Here is a 16,885-nt window from a genome sequence, read left to right as displayed (position 1 = left end):
GGGGGCGCGGCCCGTCGGCCGCGCCGGTCGGGCGGACCAGGGACCGGTCATACGATGGCGAACCGGACAGCGTGATCCCGCTGACACAATATGGGATCGGCGCGGACGGCGGTGGGCAGCGGCGGCATCCGCACTAACCTGAACGGGTGCGGACTTCGTTGATGGATGTGCTGGCCGACCGGATCCTCATCGCCGACGGGGCGATGGGCACGATGCTGCATGCCGCGGACCTCACGCTCGACGACTTCGACGGCCTCGAAGGATGCAACGAGATCCTCAACGTCATCCGGCCGGACGTGGTGCGCGGCGTGCACGACGCCTATCTCGCCGCCGGCGCGGACTGCGTGGAGACCAACACGTTCGGCGCCAACCTGGCCAACCTCGCCGAGTACGACATCCCGCACCGCATCCGGGAGCTGTCCGAGGCGGGCGCCCGGATCGCCCGGGAGGCCGCCGACGCGGCCAGCACCGCCGAGCGCCCCCGGTTCGTGCTCGGCTCGATCGGGCCGGGCACCAAGCTGCCCACCCTCGGGCACGCCGACTACGCCACGCTGCGCGACGCCTACCAGGAGAACGCCGCGGGGCTGATCGCCGGCGGCGTGGACGCGCTGATCATCGAGACCTGCCAGGACCTGCTGCAGGTCAAGGCGGCGGTGGTCGGGTCGAAGCGGGCCATGGCCGAGCTGGGCCGGCAGGTGCCGATCATCTGCCAGGTGTCCGTCGAGACCACCGGCACGATGCTGGTGGGCAGCGAGATCGGGGCGGCCCTGGCCGCCATCGAGCCGCTCGGCGTCGATCTGATCGGTCTGAACTGCTCCACCGGCCCGGCGGAGATGAGCGAGCACCTGCGCTACCTGTCGCAGCACTCCCGGATCCCGCTGTCGGTGATGCCGAACGCCGGCCTGCCGGTGCTGACCGCCGACGGCGCGTACTTCCCGCTCACCCCGGTCGAGCTGACCGACGCGCTGCAGCGGTTCGTCACCGAGTACGGCGTGTCGCTCATCGGCGGCTGTTGCGGCACCACCCCCGAGCACATCCGGATGCTCTCCGAGCGGCTGCACGGGGTCACCGCGACGGTCCGCGAGCCGCGGCACGAGGCGGGCGTCTCCTCGGTGTACCACCCGGTGCCGTTCGCGCAGGACGCCTCGGTGCTCATGGTGGGGGAGCGGACCAACGCCAACGGCTCCAAGGCGTTCCGGGATGCGATGCTCGCCGGGGACTGGCGGGCCTGCGTGGAGATCGCCCGCAGCCAGGCGCGCGACGGCTCGCACCTGCTCGACCTGTGCGTGGACTACGTGGGCCGCGACGGCACCCAGGACATGCGGGAGTTGGCCGGCCGGTTCGCCACCGCGTCGACGCTGCCGATCGTGCTGGACTCCACCGAGCCGGGCGTCGTCGAGGCCGGGCTGGAGATGCTCGGCGGCCGGTGCGTGGTCAACTCGGTCAACTTCGAGGACGGCGACGGCCCCGACTCCCGGTACGCGCGGGTGATGCCGATCGTCCGCGAGCACGGCGCGGCGGTGGTGGCGCTGCTCATCGACGAGGAGGGGCAGGCGCGTACCCAGGAGTGGAAGGTCCGGGTCGCGGCCCGGCTGATCGACGACCTGACCGGCCGCTGGGGCATGGACCGCTCGGACATCCTGATCGACGCGCTGACCTTCCCGATCGCCACGGGGCAGGAGGAGACCCGCCGAGACGGCATCGAGACGATCGAGGCGATCCGGGAGATCGCCCGCCGTTATCCGGGGGTCAACTTCACGCTGGGCATCTCGAACATCTCCTTCGGGCTCAACCCGGCGGCCCGGCAGGTGCTCAACTCGGTGTTCCTGCACGAGTGCGTGCAGGCCGGGCTGACCTCGGCGATCGTGCACGCCAGCAAGATCCTGCCGATGTCGAAGATCCCCGACGAGCAGCGCGAGGTCGCCCTGGACCTGGTCTACGACCGGCGTCGCGAGGGCTACGACCCGGTGCAGCGCTTCCTCGAGCTCTTCGAGGGCGTCGACGTGACCAGCGCCCGTGCCAGCCGAGCACAGGAGCTGGCGGCGCTACCGCTGGACGAGCGCCTCAAGCGGCGGATCGTCGACGGTGAGCGTAATAGCCTGGAGGCCGACCTGGACGCGGCGATGGCCGGCGGCCGGTCACCCCTGTCGATCATCAACGACATCCTGCTGGACGGCATGAAGGTGGTCGGTGAGCTGTTCGGCTCGGGCCAGATGCAGCTGCCGTTCGTACTCCAGTCCGCCGAGGTGATGAAGACCGCGGTGGCCTACCTGGAGCCGCACATGGAGACCGCGGAGGACGGCGGCAAGGGCCGGATCGTGCTGGCCACCGTGCGCGGCGACGTGCACGACATCGGCAAGAACCTGGTCGACATCATCCTGAGCAACAACGGCTACGAGGTCGTCAACATCGGCATCAAGCAGCCGATCAGCGCCATCCTGGACGCCGCCGAGCAGCACCGCGCCGACGCGATCGGCATGTCCGGGCTGCTGGTGAAGAGCACGGTCATCATGAAGGAGAACCTGGCCGAGATGGCCACGCGCGGGGTCGCGGAACGCTGGCCCGTCCTGCTGGGTGGGGCGGCGCTGACCCGCGCGTACGTCGAGGACGACCTGCGGTCGCAGTTCCCCGGGCAGGTGCACTACGCGCGGGACGCGTTCGAGGGGCTGTCCCTGATGGACAAGGTCATGACCGCCAAGCGTGGCGGCGCTCCGGTCATCGACCCGGACCGGGAGGCGGCCCTCGCGGCGCGGCAGGCCCGCCGGGAGCGGCAACGGTCGTTGGTCACCGAGTCGCTGCCGGAGCTGCACGACTCCTCGGTCCGCTCCAACGTGGCCGCCGACGTCGCGGTGCCCACCCCGCCGTTCCTCGGCACCCGGGTGGTCAAGGGTGTGCCGATGGCCGAGTACGCGGCGCTGCTCGACGAGCGGGCCACCTTCCGCGGGCAGTGGGGGCTCAACGGCGCCCGGGGCGGCAACGGACCGTCCTATGAGGAGCTGGTGGAGACCGAAGGTCGCCCGCGCCTGCGCTACTGGCTGGACCGGCTGATCTCCGACCAGGTGCTGGAAGCCGCCGTGGTGTACGGCTACTTCCCCGCGTACTCCGAAGGCAACGACCTGGTGGTGCTCGACGAGAACGGGCACGCGGAGCGCGCCCGGTTCTCGTTCCCCCGGCAGCGCCAGGAGCGGCGGCTCTGCCTGGCGGACTTCTTCCGGCCCAAGGGCGACCAGCTCGATGTGGTCGCGTTGCAACTGGTCACCGTCGGTCAACCCGTCAGCGAGTACGCGGCCAAGCTGTTCGCCCGCAACGAGTACCGCGACTACCTGGAGGTGCACGGGCTGTCCGTGCAGCTCACCGAGGCTCTCGCCGAGTACTGGCACCGGCGCATCCGCGCCGAGTTGACCCTGCCCGACGGCCGCGCCGTCGCCGCCGACGACCCGGCGGACCTGGCCGGCCTGCTGCGCAACGACTACCGGGGCTGCCGGTACGCGTTCGGCTACCCGGCCTGCCCGGACCTGGAGGACCGGGCGAAGATCGTGGAGTTGCTCGGGTCGGCGCGCATCGGGGTGGAGCTGTCCGAGGAGTTCCAGTTGATGCCGGAGCAGGCCACCGACGCCATCGTGGTCCACCACCCGGAAGCCAGCTACTTCAACGCCAAGTGACGGCCGCAGGTGCACTGCTGCATTTCAGGTCGCCCGGAAGGTCACCGAGCCCTGATCAGGCCGTCGACGGCTTCCGACCGGCTGTCCTGGTGTTCGGGGTCGATGGTGCGGGTGTCGAGTGCTGGGCGGCGGTTGTCATGGTCGTGATCAACGCGGCGCTCGTAGGATCTGCTGATGATCGAACCTTCGCCGGTGACCCGGTCGTCCCTGCACCGTGTCTCGCCGATAGTGGCGCCGATGTCCGTGGCGGTGCTCCCGACCCGAACCTGGTCCGACGAGCAGTGGGAACGGATCAAGCTCGGTTACGAGGCTCGCGGCATGGACGAGAAGTGGAACGTGTTCGTTGAGGACGAGGTCGCGTTCCTGGATCGCAGCTGGACCGGCCACGGAATCTTCGAAGCCTCGTTCTCGCCGGTGGTGGGCGGTGGCTGGCGAATCTCGGCGGCGGTGGTGGAGTCCGAGCCGTCGCGTTACCGCCGCAGCTCGGATCGATACGACCGGGTGATGCTCGAGCCTGTGCTGAGCGCGATCGTGCTTGGTGAGGCGGCCGTGGACCTGCGCGCCGAGCTGGTTGCTCTGACATCGCAGGAGTCCGGGCGCACAGACCTTCCACCCGGCCTCATCGAACACAGCGCGCTCGGACTGCGATCAACCTGATGGGCACGGACGTCTGCCGGTCAGGGCTGTTGGTGACGTCCCTGAGCCTGACCCGGAATGGTGATCTGGTGCTTGGCCTTGGTGCGGTTCAGGTCGGTGGTGCTGCGGCGGGGCCCCCCGTGATCGGGGTGTCGGCGTCGTCGACCGTGACGACGCGCTGGTCGAGGGCGACCGTGCGGAGTTTGCGGGCCTGTACGACGCCGACTTGGACGCTGCCGGTGACCGACACGACCCGTTCGAAGGCGGTTGCGGCGGCTGGGGGTGGTATCGGGGAGGCGGGTCGGGCGTCGCGGATGCGAGGCATCGGTCGGCCCGGCGGGTCCTGACGGGATCAGACGCTGTCCCGCATCTTCAGTCGCAACGCGTTGAGGGCCACCTCCTCGAACGACTGGTCGAACACCTCAACCGTCACATCGTCGGCGAGGACCTCGACGAGGTCCTCGTGGCACACCAGCAGGAAGTGCCGCTGCCGCCATGAGGACGTCGCGTCGGGGAATCGCACACGGTTTTGTGCCTCCAACCGTCCCGGCCACGGCGATCCCTGCACCTCATAGAAACCGTAGTCCCAGCCGTCCGCCAGGTCACAGAGGGGATGACCGGGCAGCGCCTCATCATTGGGGTAGCCAAAGACCACCTGCGCGAAGCCGGCGAAGGTAGCCATTGCGACTCGTGGCGTCCCCGCCTCCGTCGAAGGTACGAAGACGAGGCGACAACTACGCTCATCGGCGAGCAGCAGCTCACCCGATCCGGACGGCGACGGAATCACTCCGAGGTCCAGCACGACCACCTGCGGCTTCATCCGCAATACCCCGCGACGAGCACGACCACGTCGTCGAAGAGGTCGGGTGCCCGGTGCACCACGTTCAGATGCCCGGGAGTGAAGGGATCAAAGCTGCCGGGATAGACGGCTCGCACCCGTACGCGACCGGGGGTGCCCGCTGTGGAACGTGACCCTGCGGATGGTTCGGCCGTCATGGCCGCAAGACCCGCTGCGCATCGAGGATGACCTGTTCAGAGGCCAGTGCGGCCCACGAGGCGAACAGCTCCCGGAAGTAGGAACCGTGCTGGTCCGCCACCGCGAGATCCTGCTCGAAGACGTCCAGTTCGTTGACGATGCTCAGGTCCACGAGCGACCGAAGCTGAGCCGCATCCGGCGTCCTCACCTGACCCACGAAACGGTCGAACACCTGCCCGGTCTGTGCCAGCCCTCGCCAGCTGCGTCCACGGTCGCAGGCGCCATACAGATACACGAGCTCCTCGGCATCGGCACCAACGAGATCCCGCAGTACCGCACGATCGGCCCGATCCAACAGGGCAAGGTCGAACCCGTCCGTGCCGTAGACGGCGTGGGTAAGGCCCGCGGCCTTTACCTCACTGCCGCAGCCAAGAACGGCAAGTCGTTCGCTGACGCGACACAGGTGGGCGTACAGGTTGCCGCCGGGATGCGCGATCTGCTCAGCTCCCTGCCGGCGGAGCCAGACCCGCACGCCTTCGTCGGTGCCCATGACCCGACTGTAGGTACCGATCGTCGAAATCGCTGGCCCCTGGGTGTGGGCAATATGTCACAGCGCCGTGGACACGTCTGGCACTCGCCTGGCTGACGTCAGCAACCCTCAAGACCTGAACGCCACCTGGTCTCGGTGTTGGACGTCGCTCAGCGCGACGTCGGGCAGGGCCATTAGCATGGACCGATGTCGTCGAACGAGAGCGGGCCGTCGGCCGGGCAGCTGCTGGCCGCGACCGCGGATCTGGTGACACCGATGGCGGTCCGGGTGGCGGCCACCCTGCGGCTGGCCGACCTGCTGACCGACGGTGCCGTAGGCGTCGACGAGTTGGCCGAGCGATCCGGTTCCCACGTCGACGCGCTCGGCCGGCTGCTGCGGCATCTCACCTGCCACGGCGTGTTCGTCGAGCCGTCGCCAGGGCGGTTCGCCCTCAACGAGACGGCCGACCTGCTGCGGTCGGACCATCCGTCCGGCATGCGGATGTGGTTCGACCTGGACGGGTTCGGCGGCCGGATGGACCTGGTGTTCACCGAGTTGTTGCACACGGTCCGCACCGGTCAGCCCGCCTGGGAGACGGCCTTCGGCGCGCCGTTCTGGGAGCATCTCAACGCCGATCCCGCCCTGGCGGGCTCGTTCGACGCGACGATGGCGGGTTCGTCACGCACCACGGCGGCCACCTCCTACGACTGGTCCGGCGTGCGACACGTCTTCGATGTCGGCGGCGGGACCGGGGCGCTGCTGGCCGAGATACTGGAGGCCAACCCCGACATCCGTGCCACGTTGGTGGATCTGCCGGACACGGTGGCTCGGGGGCGCCGGTTGCTGGCCGACCGCGGGTTGGCCGAGCGGTGCGACTTCGCCGGGCAGAGCTTCTTCGATCCGCTGCCCGCGGGTGGCGACGCGTACCTGCTCAGCGCCGTGCTGCACGACTGGGACGACGAGTCCGCCATCGCGATCCTGCGCCGGTGCGCCGAGGCCGCCGGCGAGACCGGGCGGGTCGTCATCGTCGAGTCGCACGGCAGCGCCGGGAACGACCCGGGCGCGTTCGCCGAGATGGACCTGCGCATGCTGGTGCTCAGCGGCGGGCGCGAGCGCGATGTCGAGGACTTCGCAAGGCTCACTGCAGCGGCCGGGCTGGCAACGGTCGATGTCCGGAGGCCGCCGTCCGGTCTCCTCATCATCGACTGTCGACCCGCCTGATCCGTTCGTGGGCGAGGTCGACGGTCAGGTCGACGGTGTGGAGTCCGGCCACCCGCTCGGCATCCCTCCGATGACGATCACCGATAAGGTTCAGCGTCATGACGGACCTTGAGGATCAGGCGTTTCCTCGACCACCCCTCGCGGCCGACGAGGCCGCGACCCTGCTGGGCTTCCTGGATCGGCAGCGCGCGACGCTGGCGTGGAAGTGCGGAGGCCTGGACGAGGCCGGGCTACAGGCGCGGCTCGCGCCCTCGTCCATGACGCTGGGCGGTCTGCTCAAGCACCTTGCCCACATCGAGGACGACATCTTCTCGACCTGGCTGCTCGGTCGGGACGCCGATCCGCCGTGGAACGCGGTCGACTGGGACGCCGACCCCGACTGGGACTGGCGCTCCGCCGCCGGGGAGTCGCCGGAGCACCTGGTGGCCCTGTGGCGGGGCGCGGTGGCCCGGTCCCGCACGATCGTCGCGGAGGCGCTCGCGGATGGCGGCCTGGAGCAGCTGGGTCGTTTCCGCAACTCGCGCGGAGAGTCCCCGACTCTGCGGTACATCCTGATCACCCTCATCGAGGAGTACGCGCGCCACGTCGGGCACGCCGACCTCATCCGGGAATCGGTGGACGGACTTACCGGGGAGAGCCCCGCCGACTGACCGCCCGGCGGGTCGTGGTGCCGATAGTGGACGGGGGGAGGCCGGATGTCCGGGAAGCACCGTTCGTGGTGGGGCTGGGGGCACGTCGAGGACGCGGTGGCCGGCGCGGAGGCAACGGCGTTGGCAGACCGGGTGCGTACTCTGCTGCCCGACGCCGACCTGACCGAGCACGTCGCGCCGCCGGTGGCCGAACTCGGCCTGCGCCCGCCGCGGGTCGACCCGCCGACGTCACTCGCCCGGCTGTGCTCGACGGACCTCGCCGACCGGGCGGCGCACGCCCACGGCAAGGCGTTCCGGGACGTCGTGCGCAACCTGCACGGCGATGTCGACGACCCGCCGGACCTGGTGGTCCGGCCGGAGACCGAGCAGAACGTCGTCGACGTGCTGGACTGGTGCGCGGAGCGGGACGTCGCGGTCATCCCCTACGGCGGCGGCTCGTCGGTGGTCGGCGGTGTGGAGGCGCGACTGGGTGACGCGTATCCCGCTGCGGTGAGTCTCGACCTCGGTTGCCTGGACCGGGTGTTGGAGGTGGACACGACCAGCCGGGCGGCCCGCATCCAGGCCGGCGTGTTCGGCCCGGCGCTGGAGGACCAGCTCCGCAGGTACGACCTCACACTGCGCCACTTCCCGCAGTCGTTCGAGTTCTCCACTCTGGGCGGCTGGTTGGCCACCCGCGCCGGCGGTCACTACGCCACCGTCCTCACCCACATCGACGACCTGGTGGAGTCGATGCGGATCGTCACCCCGGCGGGCATCAGCCAGTCACGCCGGCTGCCCGGCTCCGGCGCCGGCCCGTCCCCGGACCGGCTCTTCCTCGGCTCGGAGGGCGCGCTCGGTGTCATCACCGAGGCGTGGATGCGGCTGCAGGACCGGCCCCGCTGGCGGGCGGTCGCCTCCGTGCACTTCTGCGACTACGACGCGGCGGTCACCGCCACCCGGGCCATCGCCCAGTCCGGTCTGCACCCGAGCAACTGCCGGCTCCTCGACCCGGCGGAGGCGCTCCTCAACGCCGGCGCGGCCACCAGCGGCGGCGTGCTGGTGCTGGGATTCGAGTCCGCCGACCATCCGGTCACACCGTGGCTCGACCGCGCCATCGAGCTGTGCCGGGACCACGGGGGGACCCTGCCGGACCAACCCCGCAACGACGAATCCTCCGGCCCCGCGCGGCAGACCGGCACCGCCGACGCGTGGCGGTCGGCGTTCCTGCGGATGCCGTACCAGCGTGACGCGCTCGCCGCCCGGTCGATGATCGTGGAGACGTTCGAGACCGCCTGCACCTGGGACCGCTTCCCCGCCGTACGCCGAGCGGTGCTCGACGCTGCCGACGACGCGCTCCGCGCGGTCGCCGCGACCGGCGTGGTGACCTGCCGATTCACGCACGTCTACCCGGACGGCCCGGCGCCCTACTTCGGCGTCTACGCCACCGGTCGCTGGGGCGCGACCCTCGCCCAGTGGGACCAGATCAAGCAGGCCGTCTCCGACGCGCTGCTCGCCGCGGGCGGCACCATCACCCACCACCACGCCGTCGGCCGCGACCACCGACCGTGGTACGACCGGCAGCGCCCGGACCCGTTCGCGCTCGCGCTGCGCGCCGCCAAGAGCACGCTCGACCCGTCCTGGATCCTCAACCCCGGCGTCCTCGTCGATCCCGCCAGCTGAGCGCGTGTCCAACCACACCGCCGTGCTCCCGGCCGTGACAGAGTGGCTCATGCCCTTGAGTGAGTATCACCTCAGAACGTCGATCGCCGTGTCCGACATACAGGCGGCGGTCGCGTTCTACGAAGGCAAACTGGGCCTGCAGGCACTGCGGTCCGGGCCGAGCGCCGACATCCCCGACGGTAGCCGTATCTATGGTTCGGGCGGTGGGCCGGCGCTGAACGTGTACCAGTCGGTCACTGCCGGGAAGACCCCGGCGACGCTGGCAACGTGGTACGTCGACGACATCGACCAGATTGTCGACGAGCTCGTCTCGTCCGGTGTCGATATCGTCCGCTACGACGGGCTCGACCACGACGACAGGGGGATCACCGCTCGGGCCGGCGGTGGACGTATCGCGTGGTTCCAGGATCCAGACGGCAACACCTTCGCCCTCGAAGCCGACGTCTGATTCCTGAACCCGGGTCACCAGCGGGGCTGTCAAGCCCCGGCTCTGCGAAAGACCGGATCACCTGGTCTCCCACCCTGGCGTCGCCCGTGACGTCATGACCCCGCGAGCAGGGCGTACGTGTACCCGTCCACCCAGCCCAGCTCGGAGTGCCAGGAGTCGCCGACGCCGTGCTGCTCACGACGCATGCCGACCTTCTCCAGGATCCGCACCGACGCCAGATTGTCCGCGAAGCACTCAGCGGTGATCCTTCGAACGCCCAACTTGTCGACGGCGTGCGCGACCACCGCGCTGACCGCCTCGGTCGCGTAGCCGTGGCCGCCGTACGCCGGGTCGAAGATGTAGCCGAGCCGCGCCTCCGTCCGCGGGGGCATGCCGGGCTGACCCATACCGTCGACCACGTCGAGCGAGACGGTTCCGATCACCACGCCGTCGAGAGTGGCCGCGACGCTGTGGTCGTCCGGATCCTCAGTGGCGCGCTGCCACTCCGCGCGGAAGTTCGCAGGATCGACCTCGGTGCGCAGCAGCCAGCGGGTGACCTCCGGCAGGTTGCGGTACCCCAGCATCGCGTCGACGTCCTCGGCACGCACCGGACGGAGCTCGAGGCGTTCGGTGCGTAGGTTGGTGATCTCCACGAGTGAGACGTTAGGCGACGCCGCACGGCGACACATCCAATTATCGTGCCGTCCGCCGATCCTGCCCCTGCCGACCGTCGTCGGCGAAGGTTTGGTGCAGCGCCGGGCCGAGCGATCGGCCGGTCGTCGGCTCGATGAACAGCTCGGCGAGCAGGAGGTCGGCGAGGTGGCTCGGGTCGATGCCCGACTCCTTGCCGCCCAGGGCCTGCAGGGCGCCACCGAGTCGTAGGGACGCCTTTACCGCAGCGGCCGGCAGGCGAGTGACCCGACGGCGTCGGCCGACGGCCTCGGCGATGCGCCCGACCATGTCGTTCCAGGTGAGGTTCTCGTCGGCGACGGGAATGTCCGCGCCGCTGGCCTGCTCCAGAGCGTCCACCGCGATCTCGGCCACGCTGCGCGCCGAGGCCGCGGCCGTCCCGCCGGCAGGGGCCACCAGGGGTGTACGAGATCGTGCCCACCGGTCCAGCGGTCCGGCCCAGTTCGGCAGCCGGTCGCCGGCCCGGCCGAAGACGAAGGGCAGTTCGAGTACGGCGACCGGCAGATCCGGGCCGGCGGCCGCCCGTCCCTCCCGGGCCTGCTCCACCCGGCATCGGATGTACGTGTGACGGGCCGGGAGGCGCCACTGCGGGTGCAGCCGATCGACGTAGGTGTAGTAGGAGCCCATCACGACGCCGCGGGTGAGACCTTCCTGGCGGGCGGCCGTGAACAGGCGCACCACAGGCTCGACGTTGTCGCGGCGGAACGCCGGATAGATCGGCCTGGGCAGTGGCCGTTGCTCGTCCGTGCGGGTGGCGTACACGACGCCGTCCTGACCGGCGAGCAGCGGCCGCAGCTCGTCTGCCGACGCTGACCCGACATCGAGCACATGGTCGACACCCGGACGGGCGGTACGCGCCACCGTGGTCGCCGCATGGCCTCGCTCGCGCAGCACGTCCACGACATGGGCGCCGATCAGACCACTTCCACCCACCACGAGAATTCGCACACCAGATCGTCCATCCTGGAGGGTGCGTCTTGTCAAGCCGCGATCGGCATCAGTCAGAGGGGACCGAGTGGTGACCTACGCATCACGAGTGCGTAGGTCGGTCGTCCTACCCTCTGGTTCGCTGATCTGGGGTCGGTGGACGACGACGGCGGGTAGGTTCGACGATCAGAACGGGATTTCATCGCCATCGACGGGGTTGAGAATGCCTGATCCGCGCGCCTTCTGGCTGGACGAGCAGTTCGACCGCGAACGCGGCACCGACGGGCACGGTCGCTACGCGGCCGAGGTGCTCGGTCGGATCGACGAGTTCGCCGACACCTGGGGTGACATCGCGCCGGTCACGTTCGCGGCGACGGCGTGGCGGGTGGCCAGTGACCTGTCGCCCGGCTTCGTCCGCTGGCACCGACGGATCGTCTCGGCGACCTGCACGCGGAGTCCGTGGGACGGGAGCATGGTCTGCGCGGTGACAGTGATCTCCCGCTGGCCGGCCGAGCTGACCTGGACGAAACAGTGGCAGCGTGATCGCGGTTGGCGGGACTGGCCGCAGTTGTTCGGGCAGTACACGACGCCGTCGGAGCAGGACCTGACGCGCAGCCCACATCTGCGCGCGATGCTCCAGGTCGAGGCCCCGGTCCCGCTCGACGATCTGCCGCCGGCGCCCGACGGGCCGGATGATGCCGTCGTGCCGGCGGCGCGCAGAGCGGTCACGGTGCTGGTCCGGGAGCTCAACGAACTCCTCGCGCCGATGATCGGTCAGCTCGACGCCGGGGTGCCGGCGGACTCCTGACACAGGCGGCGGAGTCCGGGGCGACGACGCCGCCCCGGACTCCACGCGCGCATCAGGCGATCCGGTACGCCCGCTGGATCGTCTGCGTCACCGTGTTGCCGGCGGTGTCGGTGGCCGTCACGCGCAGGGAGACGAAGCCTGCCCGTCGCGGGTGGGCGATCAGGGCCACGCCCCGCAGCACCGGCAGCGCCACCCAGGTCCGGCCGTCGTCGAACGACGCGGAGACGCCCAGCGTCCGGTTGGGTGCGGCCGTCGAACCCGCCTGCCGGTCCAGAGCCACCGGGATGGCCATCAGCCTGCCCGCCCGGGCCGTGTTGGTGTCGTCGAGCGTGGGCGTCGGCCGGGCCGTCGTCAGGGGCAGCCGCTGCGGCGACGACGTGTGCGCCGAGGTGAAGGTCCAGGCCACCGTGACCGATGTCGACAGCGTGTCCGGAGCGCCGCGGGTGATGGTCGCCTCCAGGCGGTAGTCGGCTCTGGCGGCCGGCACCGCGAACTCCGCCCACGGGCTGTCGGAGGTGCCGACCTCCGTACCGTCGCGCAACAAGCGGATGCGGACGGGCAGGTCGTCACGGTTGGCGGGGCGGCCGGTCGCGTCGCCGAACAACGGCAGCGACGCGACCGAGATGGTGTCGCCGTCGCGGCCGGCGTACCCGAGCGGCTGCAGGGTCGGTACCTGGGCCACCGAGGGACCGAACGGTGCCGCGTTCCAGATCTGGGTGTACGTCCGGCCCGGCTGGAAGGTGGACTCCTGCGTGGCGAGGGTGTCGCCCTCCTGGAAGGTGGACGTCCAGGTCAGCCCGCCGTCGGTGTTGTAGTACTCGGTGGCGTGGAACGGCAGGTCGATCGGCGTGTGCGACCCGATCGGGCCCGAGCCGCCGGGAGCCGCCGCGCGGTGGTACCGGACAGCGGTCGCGGCGGTGGACTGGCTCCGGTAGGTCGCCCGCACGGTGGCGAGGTTTCCCGGCGACAGTGTCCTGGACAGGCCCGTGAACATGTCGCCCTTGCGGACGTACGCGAGGTCGTAGGTGTAGGGGCTGTTGCGGAAGGTGCGGTCCCTGCCGGGGCGGGCGAGCCCGACGCCCAGCGTCGCGGCGAACTCGGGCGCCGCGACGGCGGGGCCGATCCGGCCGAAGAAGACGTCCGCGAACGACGTCCCGCTGAGCTGGACGCCGGGGTAGCGGAAGCCGTCGTCCCAGTTCGCGCTCACGTTGATCGAGGTGGGTGCGGCGTCGCGCTGGGGCACCGTCAGGGCGACCGGCTTGGCGGTGCGAGCGTCGATGTTCTCGGTTGTCGGGCCGCGGACGTCCAGGACCGGCTGCACGAGCAGGGTCGACATCTCGCCCTCGTGGATCGTGCTGTAGAGGGCGTAGCGGCCCTTGGGCAGCCGCATCGTGCCACCGCCCGGCTCGCCGGCGAGGGTGGTGAACTCGCCGGTGCCCAGGTTCGCGGCCACCGTCGTGTACTGCGTGGCCGGCTTGCCGTCGCGTCCGGTGTGGTCGAGCCGGACGTCGTAGCTCTCGATCTCGCGGTTGAGGGCGTACGGCGTGCGTACCCGCAGGTCCCCGGCGCCGGTGGCGGTCAGCGCCCCCGGGTAGAGGCCGTCGGCGGCGTCCAACCTGGTGTCCACGGTGATCGTCGCCTCGGCGCGGCCGCCGGCCGGCACCACGAGGGTGGCCGGGCTGACGGTGATCATCCCGGCGGGGACCGGGCCGACGGCCAGCGTCAGCGTCACGCGCGCGGTGCCCGTGTTGCGGTAGCCGACGACCCGGGTGACCGGGGTGTCGTCGGCATGCGGCCAACGCTGCACCGGGAAGTCGATGGCGGCGACGTCGGCGGCGATCGGCTGGGCGACCGCGCGGGCGATGTCGACGCGGCCGGCGCCCTGCTCGTAGAGGCTGTCCTCGCCGCCGGGCTTGGCCGAGTCCATCAGGGCGGCCTTGAGCTGCGGGCCGGCCCAGTCGGGGTGCTGCCCGGCGAGGATCGCGGCGGTGCCGGCCACGTGCGGGGTGGCCATCGACGTGCCCGACATCGAGGCGTAGCCACCACCGGGGGCGGCGGCCACGATGTCGACGCCCGGCGCGCTGATCTCGGGCTTGATGTGGTTGTCGCCGAGGCGGGGACCTCTGCTGGAGAAGTAGGCGCGCTGGTCGTCGGCGTCCACGGCGGCGACGGCGAGCGCGTCGTCGGCGGTGGCCGGCGAGGACACCGACTTCGGCTTGCCCTCGTTGCCGGCGGCGACCACGAAGAGGGTGCCGTACCGGTGGCTCAGATCCTGGATCGCGGTTTCGAGGGGGTCGAGACCGGGCGCGTCGGTGCCGCCCACGCTCAGGTTGACGACCCGGGCCTGCGGCGCGAGCCACTGCATGCCGGTGATGATGTCCGAGTCCTGGCATTCGGTGGTGGCGCAGACCTTGCCGACGAGCAGCTTCGCGCCCGGTGCCACACCCCGGTACCTGCCGCCGGAGGCGGCGCCGCTGCCCACGATGGTCGAGGCCACGTGGGTGCCGTGGCCGACACTATCGCCGGGGTCGTTGCCGCCGGTGAAGTCCCGGACCTCGGTGAGGTGCCCGGCGAAGTCGGGGTGGCTGGCGTCGATGCCGGTGTCCAGCACGCCGACGGTGACGCCGGTGCCGTCGAAGCCGGCCTGCCAGGCCGCCGGGGCGCCGATCTGCGGCACGCTGTGGTCCAGCGAGACCCGGCGCTTGCCGTCGAGCCAGATGTGGGTCACCCCGGCGGCGAGCGTGCGCGCGGACGGCGTACCCCGGGTCAGCGACGACCAGAGCGTCACCCGGTCGTCGCGGTCGGCCCGCACGGACAGGGCGTGGGCGGCGGGCAGGTCGGCCCGCACGCGCCCGTCACCCCCGGCGGTCGCGGTCCGCGCCTGCGCCGCGCTGTTCCCGGGGTACGCGACCAGCAGCGGCAGTTCGGCCGCCCGGTCGTCGTAGCCGAACCCGCCCAGCGTGGTGAGGTCGAACAGTCGCCGGTCGAGTCGGCCGTCGCGCAGCAGCGGCACGGCGTCGGCGGGAACGACGTACTGGTGGCCACCCTCGCGGCTGGTCACGAACCGCATGGCGGCCCGCCCCGCAGCCCGCTGGATCTCCGGGTGCCCGCTCGCGTCCAGGGACACCCGGTCACCGGTGATCAGCGTGAAGGTGCCCGGTGTGCCGGAGGCGACGGTCGCTGGGTTCTCCCGCGCTGCCGCCGGGCTGGCCGTCAGGCCCGCCGCGATCAGCGCGGTCGCGAGCACTCCGGCCGTCAGGGCGCGTCGTTGACGTCGTCGCACATCGTCCTCTCCGCCACGGGTGTCTCCCGGGACGGCACGATGACGTCTGGATCGATCCCTGGGTTGATCTACGCGAGTGTGACCACTGTCACAAACTCGCCCCGCGCCGGTCGGGTCGGGCCACCCGGCGGAGTTGCATGCGCGGTGACCACGGGACGAAATTGGGGGAGGTGCAGGTCAGATGCGTGATGCAGAGGAGTTCGACGCCCTCTACGCGGCCTGCGCGGGCCGGATCGTGGGTCACGTCTATGCGCTGACCGGCAACCGCAGTGAGGCCGAGGACGCCGTGGCCGAGGCGTTCATGCGGGCGTGGCAGCGCTGGCACACCGTACGGAACGCCGACAGCCCGGAGGCGTGGATCCGCACGGTCGCCTCCCGCGCCGCGGTGAGCAGTTGGCGCAAGACGTTCAACCGGATGCGCGCCCACCACCGGGCCGCCGTCGACCTGAGCGTGCCCGGCCTCAACGAGAACCACGTCGCCCTCATCCAGGCGCTGCAACGGTTGAGCGCGAACGAACGCCGGGCCGTGGTGCTGCACCACCTCAACGATCTCAGCGTCGCCGAGGTGGCAGCCGAGATGCAGGCACCCGTCGGGACCGTCAAGACGTACCTCGCCCGCGGCCGCAGAGCGATGGCCGCGCTGTTGAGCGACGCGCACCAGGAGGGGGCATCCCATGGCTGATCCGCACGACGACCTCACGGCGATCGTCGACGAGGTCCGCCGGGTCGCGACGCTGCCCCCGGCGCAGACGTTGCGCCAGCGCAGCGACCGGCGGCGACGGCGTCGGGCGGCCGTCACGGGTGTGGGGCTGACCGTGGTGGCCGTCACCGCCGGCGCTGCCCTGCTGCAGGCCCGCGCCGAGGTGGGAACACCGACCCCTTCGATCGGCACGGCCGGGGTTGCCCCGCCGTCGGACCTGCCGTCCGCGACCACCCCGGCGGGGCCGCAGGACATCCTCGGCGGCCGGCGGCAGGTGCGCATCGTCGTGCCCGGCCTGGCCGGGGCCGCGTTGGCGGTCGGGCGGAACGACGACCGGGTGCGGGCCTCCACCGAGCCGGGTGTCGACGACCGGGCACTGTGGGTCCTGCGCCCCGCCGGGGACACCGTCCGGATCGTGTCGGCCGCACCGGGCGGCGCCGGCGAGGTCTGCATGACCGTCGTGCACGACGCCGCACCGGGCAGTGTCCGGGCCCGCGGGTGCGACCCGACCGCGCAGGCGCAGCTGTTCCGAGTCGAGCAGGTCGCCGACGGCAGCTATTCGATCTTTCAGGGCAGGCGCTACGTTCAGGTGGTCGACGGCACGAATGCCCTGGTCCCCGACCTGACCGAGGCACTGACCACCACGTACGCGTTCGAGGACCGAGGTCCGTCGGGTTCGTGACCGCCGCCGTACGCCGGCAGGCCCGGCCCGGTGTG

The 16,885-nt window shown here is 71.1% G+C and carries 15 protein-coding genes; 9 read left to right on the top strand and 6 right to left on the bottom strand.

Translation table 11 applies throughout. The features are described from left to right. Positions 1–161: 161 nt before the first annotated feature. Together metH and ACLJN9_RS02760 are read left to right on the top strand one after the other, a co-directional pair. Positions 162–3,662 (top strand): methionine synthase, encoded by a 3,501-nt coding sequence (metH, locus tag ACLJN9_RS02765; RefSeq protein WP_410809529.1) that lies wholly within the window; start codon positions 162–164, stop codon positions 3,660–3,662. A 237-nt stretch (positions 3,663–3,899) separates the two neighbouring features. Continuing rightward, complete coding sequence (locus ACLJN9_RS02760; RefSeq protein WP_410809361.1) at positions 3,900–4,319, top strand: hypothetical protein; 420 nt, start codon at positions 3,900–3,902, stop codon at positions 4,317–4,319. Between the two features lie 331 nt (positions 4,320–4,650). On the opposite strand, the gene ACLJN9_RS02755 is transcribed toward ACLJN9_RS02760, so the two are convergent. Genes ACLJN9_RS02755 through ACLJN9_RS02745 form a run of 3 tightly spaced genes read right to left on the bottom strand, consistent with a single transcriptional unit; the run spans position 4,651 to position 5,824 of the window. Next, positions 4,651–5,118, bottom strand: a complete 468-nt coding sequence (locus ACLJN9_RS02755; protein WP_410809360.1) for a hypothetical protein — start codon at positions 5,116–5,118, stop codon at positions 4,651–4,653. Next, positions 5,115–5,294 carry an adenylyltransferase/cytidyltransferase family protein gene (locus ACLJN9_RS02750; RefSeq protein WP_410809359.1) on the bottom strand — a complete coding sequence of 60 codons (180 nt, stop codon included), beginning with the start codon at positions 5,292–5,294 and terminating at the stop codon, positions 5,115–5,117. Before ACLJN9_RS02750 ends, ACLJN9_RS02755 begins: the two co-directional genes overlap by 4 nt. Further along, positions 5,291–5,824: a DUF6817 domain-containing protein gene (locus ACLJN9_RS02745; protein WP_410809358.1), complete on the bottom strand. Its 534-nt coding sequence runs from the start codon at positions 5,822–5,824 to the stop codon at positions 5,291–5,293. Before ACLJN9_RS02745 ends, ACLJN9_RS02750 begins: the two co-directional genes overlap by 4 nt. Before the next feature lie 186 nt (positions 5,825–6,010). On the opposite strand from ACLJN9_RS02745, the gene ACLJN9_RS02740 reads away from it, so the two are divergent. From ACLJN9_RS02740 to ACLJN9_RS02725, 4 genes are all read left to right on the top strand, one after another. After that, positions 6,011–7,024 (top strand): methyltransferase, encoded by a 1,014-nt coding sequence (locus tag ACLJN9_RS02740; RefSeq protein WP_410809357.1) that lies wholly within the window; start codon positions 6,011–6,013, stop codon positions 7,022–7,024. A gap of 98 nt (positions 7,025–7,122) precedes the next feature. Next, positions 7,123–7,674, top strand: a complete 552-nt coding sequence (locus ACLJN9_RS02735; RefSeq protein ID WP_410809356.1) for a DinB family protein — start codon at positions 7,123–7,125, stop codon at positions 7,672–7,674. 45 nt (positions 7,675–7,719) lie between these two features. Then, a complete protein-coding gene (locus tag ACLJN9_RS02730; protein ID WP_410809355.1) occupies positions 7,720–9,333 on the top strand; it encodes an FAD-binding oxidoreductase in 1,614 nt (537 codons plus the stop codon). Positions 9,334–9,337: 4 nt separating this feature from the next. Then, entirely contained in the window at positions 9,338–9,781 is a 444-nt protein-coding gene (locus tag ACLJN9_RS02725) for a VOC family protein (protein WP_410809354.1), read from the top strand. A 92-nt stretch (positions 9,782–9,873) separates the two neighbouring features. Here the strand turns inward: ACLJN9_RS02725 and ACLJN9_RS02720 are convergent, their stop codons facing one another. Both ACLJN9_RS02720 and ACLJN9_RS02715 read right to left on the bottom strand, forming a co-directional pair. Then, a complete protein-coding gene (locus ACLJN9_RS02720; RefSeq protein WP_410809353.1) occupies positions 9,874–10,449 on the bottom strand; it encodes a GNAT family N-acetyltransferase in 576 nt (191 codons plus the stop codon). 4 nt (positions 10,450–10,453) lie between these two features. Beyond that, positions 10,454–11,398: an NAD-dependent epimerase/dehydratase family protein gene (locus ACLJN9_RS02715; protein ID WP_410809352.1), complete on the bottom strand. Its 945-nt coding sequence runs from the start codon at positions 11,396–11,398 to the stop codon at positions 10,454–10,456. 202 nt (positions 11,399–11,600) lie between these two features. On the opposite strand from ACLJN9_RS02715, the gene ACLJN9_RS02710 reads away from it, so the two are divergent. Then, positions 11,601–12,185 carry a hypothetical protein gene (locus tag ACLJN9_RS02710; protein WP_410809351.1) on the top strand — a complete coding sequence of 195 codons (585 nt, stop codon included), beginning with the start codon at positions 11,601–11,603 and terminating at the stop codon, positions 12,183–12,185. 52 nt (positions 12,186–12,237) lie between these two features. Here ACLJN9_RS02710 and ACLJN9_RS02705 read toward each other — a convergent pair whose 3' ends face one another. Beyond that, positions 12,238–15,468, bottom strand: a complete 3,231-nt coding sequence (locus tag ACLJN9_RS02705) for a S8 family peptidase (protein ID WP_410809350.1) — start codon at positions 15,466–15,468, stop codon at positions 12,238–12,240. Positions 15,469–15,649: 181 nt separating this feature from the next. Between ACLJN9_RS02705 and ACLJN9_RS02700 the strand changes: the two genes are divergently transcribed. After that, complete coding sequence (locus ACLJN9_RS02700; RefSeq protein ID WP_410809349.1) at positions 15,650–16,150, top strand: SigE family RNA polymerase sigma factor; 501 nt, start codon at positions 15,650–15,652, stop codon at positions 16,148–16,150. Beyond that, entirely contained in the window at positions 16,143–16,850 is a 708-nt protein-coding gene (locus ACLJN9_RS02695; protein WP_410809348.1) for an RICIN domain-containing protein, read from the top strand. Before ACLJN9_RS02700 ends, ACLJN9_RS02695 begins: the two co-directional genes overlap by 8 nt. Positions 16,851–16,885: the final 35 nt, after the last annotated feature.

This window comes from Micromonospora sp. 067-2 (genome assembly GCF_046549295.1).
Taxonomy (GTDB): domain Bacteria; phylum Actinomycetota; class Actinomycetes; order Mycobacteriales; family Micromonosporaceae; genus Micromonospora.
This window is presented reverse-complemented; position numbering and strand designations above follow the sequence as displayed.

Bases quoted from the DNA above. Each gene is read 5' to 3' on its own strand.
- metH (WP_410809529.1), top strand. From the start codon at position 162: ATGGATGTGCTGGCCGACCGGATCCTCATCGCCGACGGGGCGATGGGC.
- ACLJN9_RS02760 (WP_410809361.1), top strand. From the start codon at position 3,900: ATGTCCGTGGCGGTGCTCCCGACCCGAACCTGGTCCGACGAGCAGTGG.
- ACLJN9_RS02755 (WP_410809360.1), bottom strand. From the start codon at position 5,118: ATGAAGCCGCAGGTGGTCGTGCTGGACCTCGGAGTGATTCCGTCGCCG.
- ACLJN9_RS02750 (WP_410809359.1), bottom strand. From the start codon at position 5,294: ATGACGGCCGAACCATCCGCAGGGTCACGTTCCACAGCGGGCACCCCC.
- ACLJN9_RS02745 (WP_410809358.1), bottom strand. From the start codon at position 5,824: ATGGGCACCGACGAAGGCGTGCGGGTCTGGCTCCGCCGGCAGGGAGCT.
- ACLJN9_RS02740 (WP_410809357.1), top strand. From the start codon at position 6,011: ATGTCGTCGAACGAGAGCGGGCCGTCGGCCGGGCAGCTGCTGGCCGCG.
- ACLJN9_RS02735 (WP_410809356.1), top strand. From the start codon at position 7,123: ATGACGGACCTTGAGGATCAGGCGTTTCCTCGACCACCCCTCGCGGCC.
- ACLJN9_RS02730 (WP_410809355.1), top strand. From the start codon at position 7,720: ATGTCCGGGAAGCACCGTTCGTGGTGGGGCTGGGGGCACGTCGAGGAC.
- ACLJN9_RS02720 (WP_410809353.1), bottom strand. From the start codon at position 10,449: ATGTGTCGCCGTGCGGCGTCGCCTAACGTCTCACTCGTGGAGATCACC.
- ACLJN9_RS02710 (WP_410809351.1), top strand. From the start codon at position 11,601: ATGCCTGATCCGCGCGCCTTCTGGCTGGACGAGCAGTTCGACCGCGAA.
- ACLJN9_RS02700 (WP_410809349.1), top strand. From the start codon at position 15,650: ATGCGTGATGCAGAGGAGTTCGACGCCCTCTACGCGGCCTGCGCGGGC.
- ACLJN9_RS02695 (WP_410809348.1), top strand. From the start codon at position 16,143: ATGGCTGATCCGCACGACGACCTCACGGCGATCGTCGACGAGGTCCGC.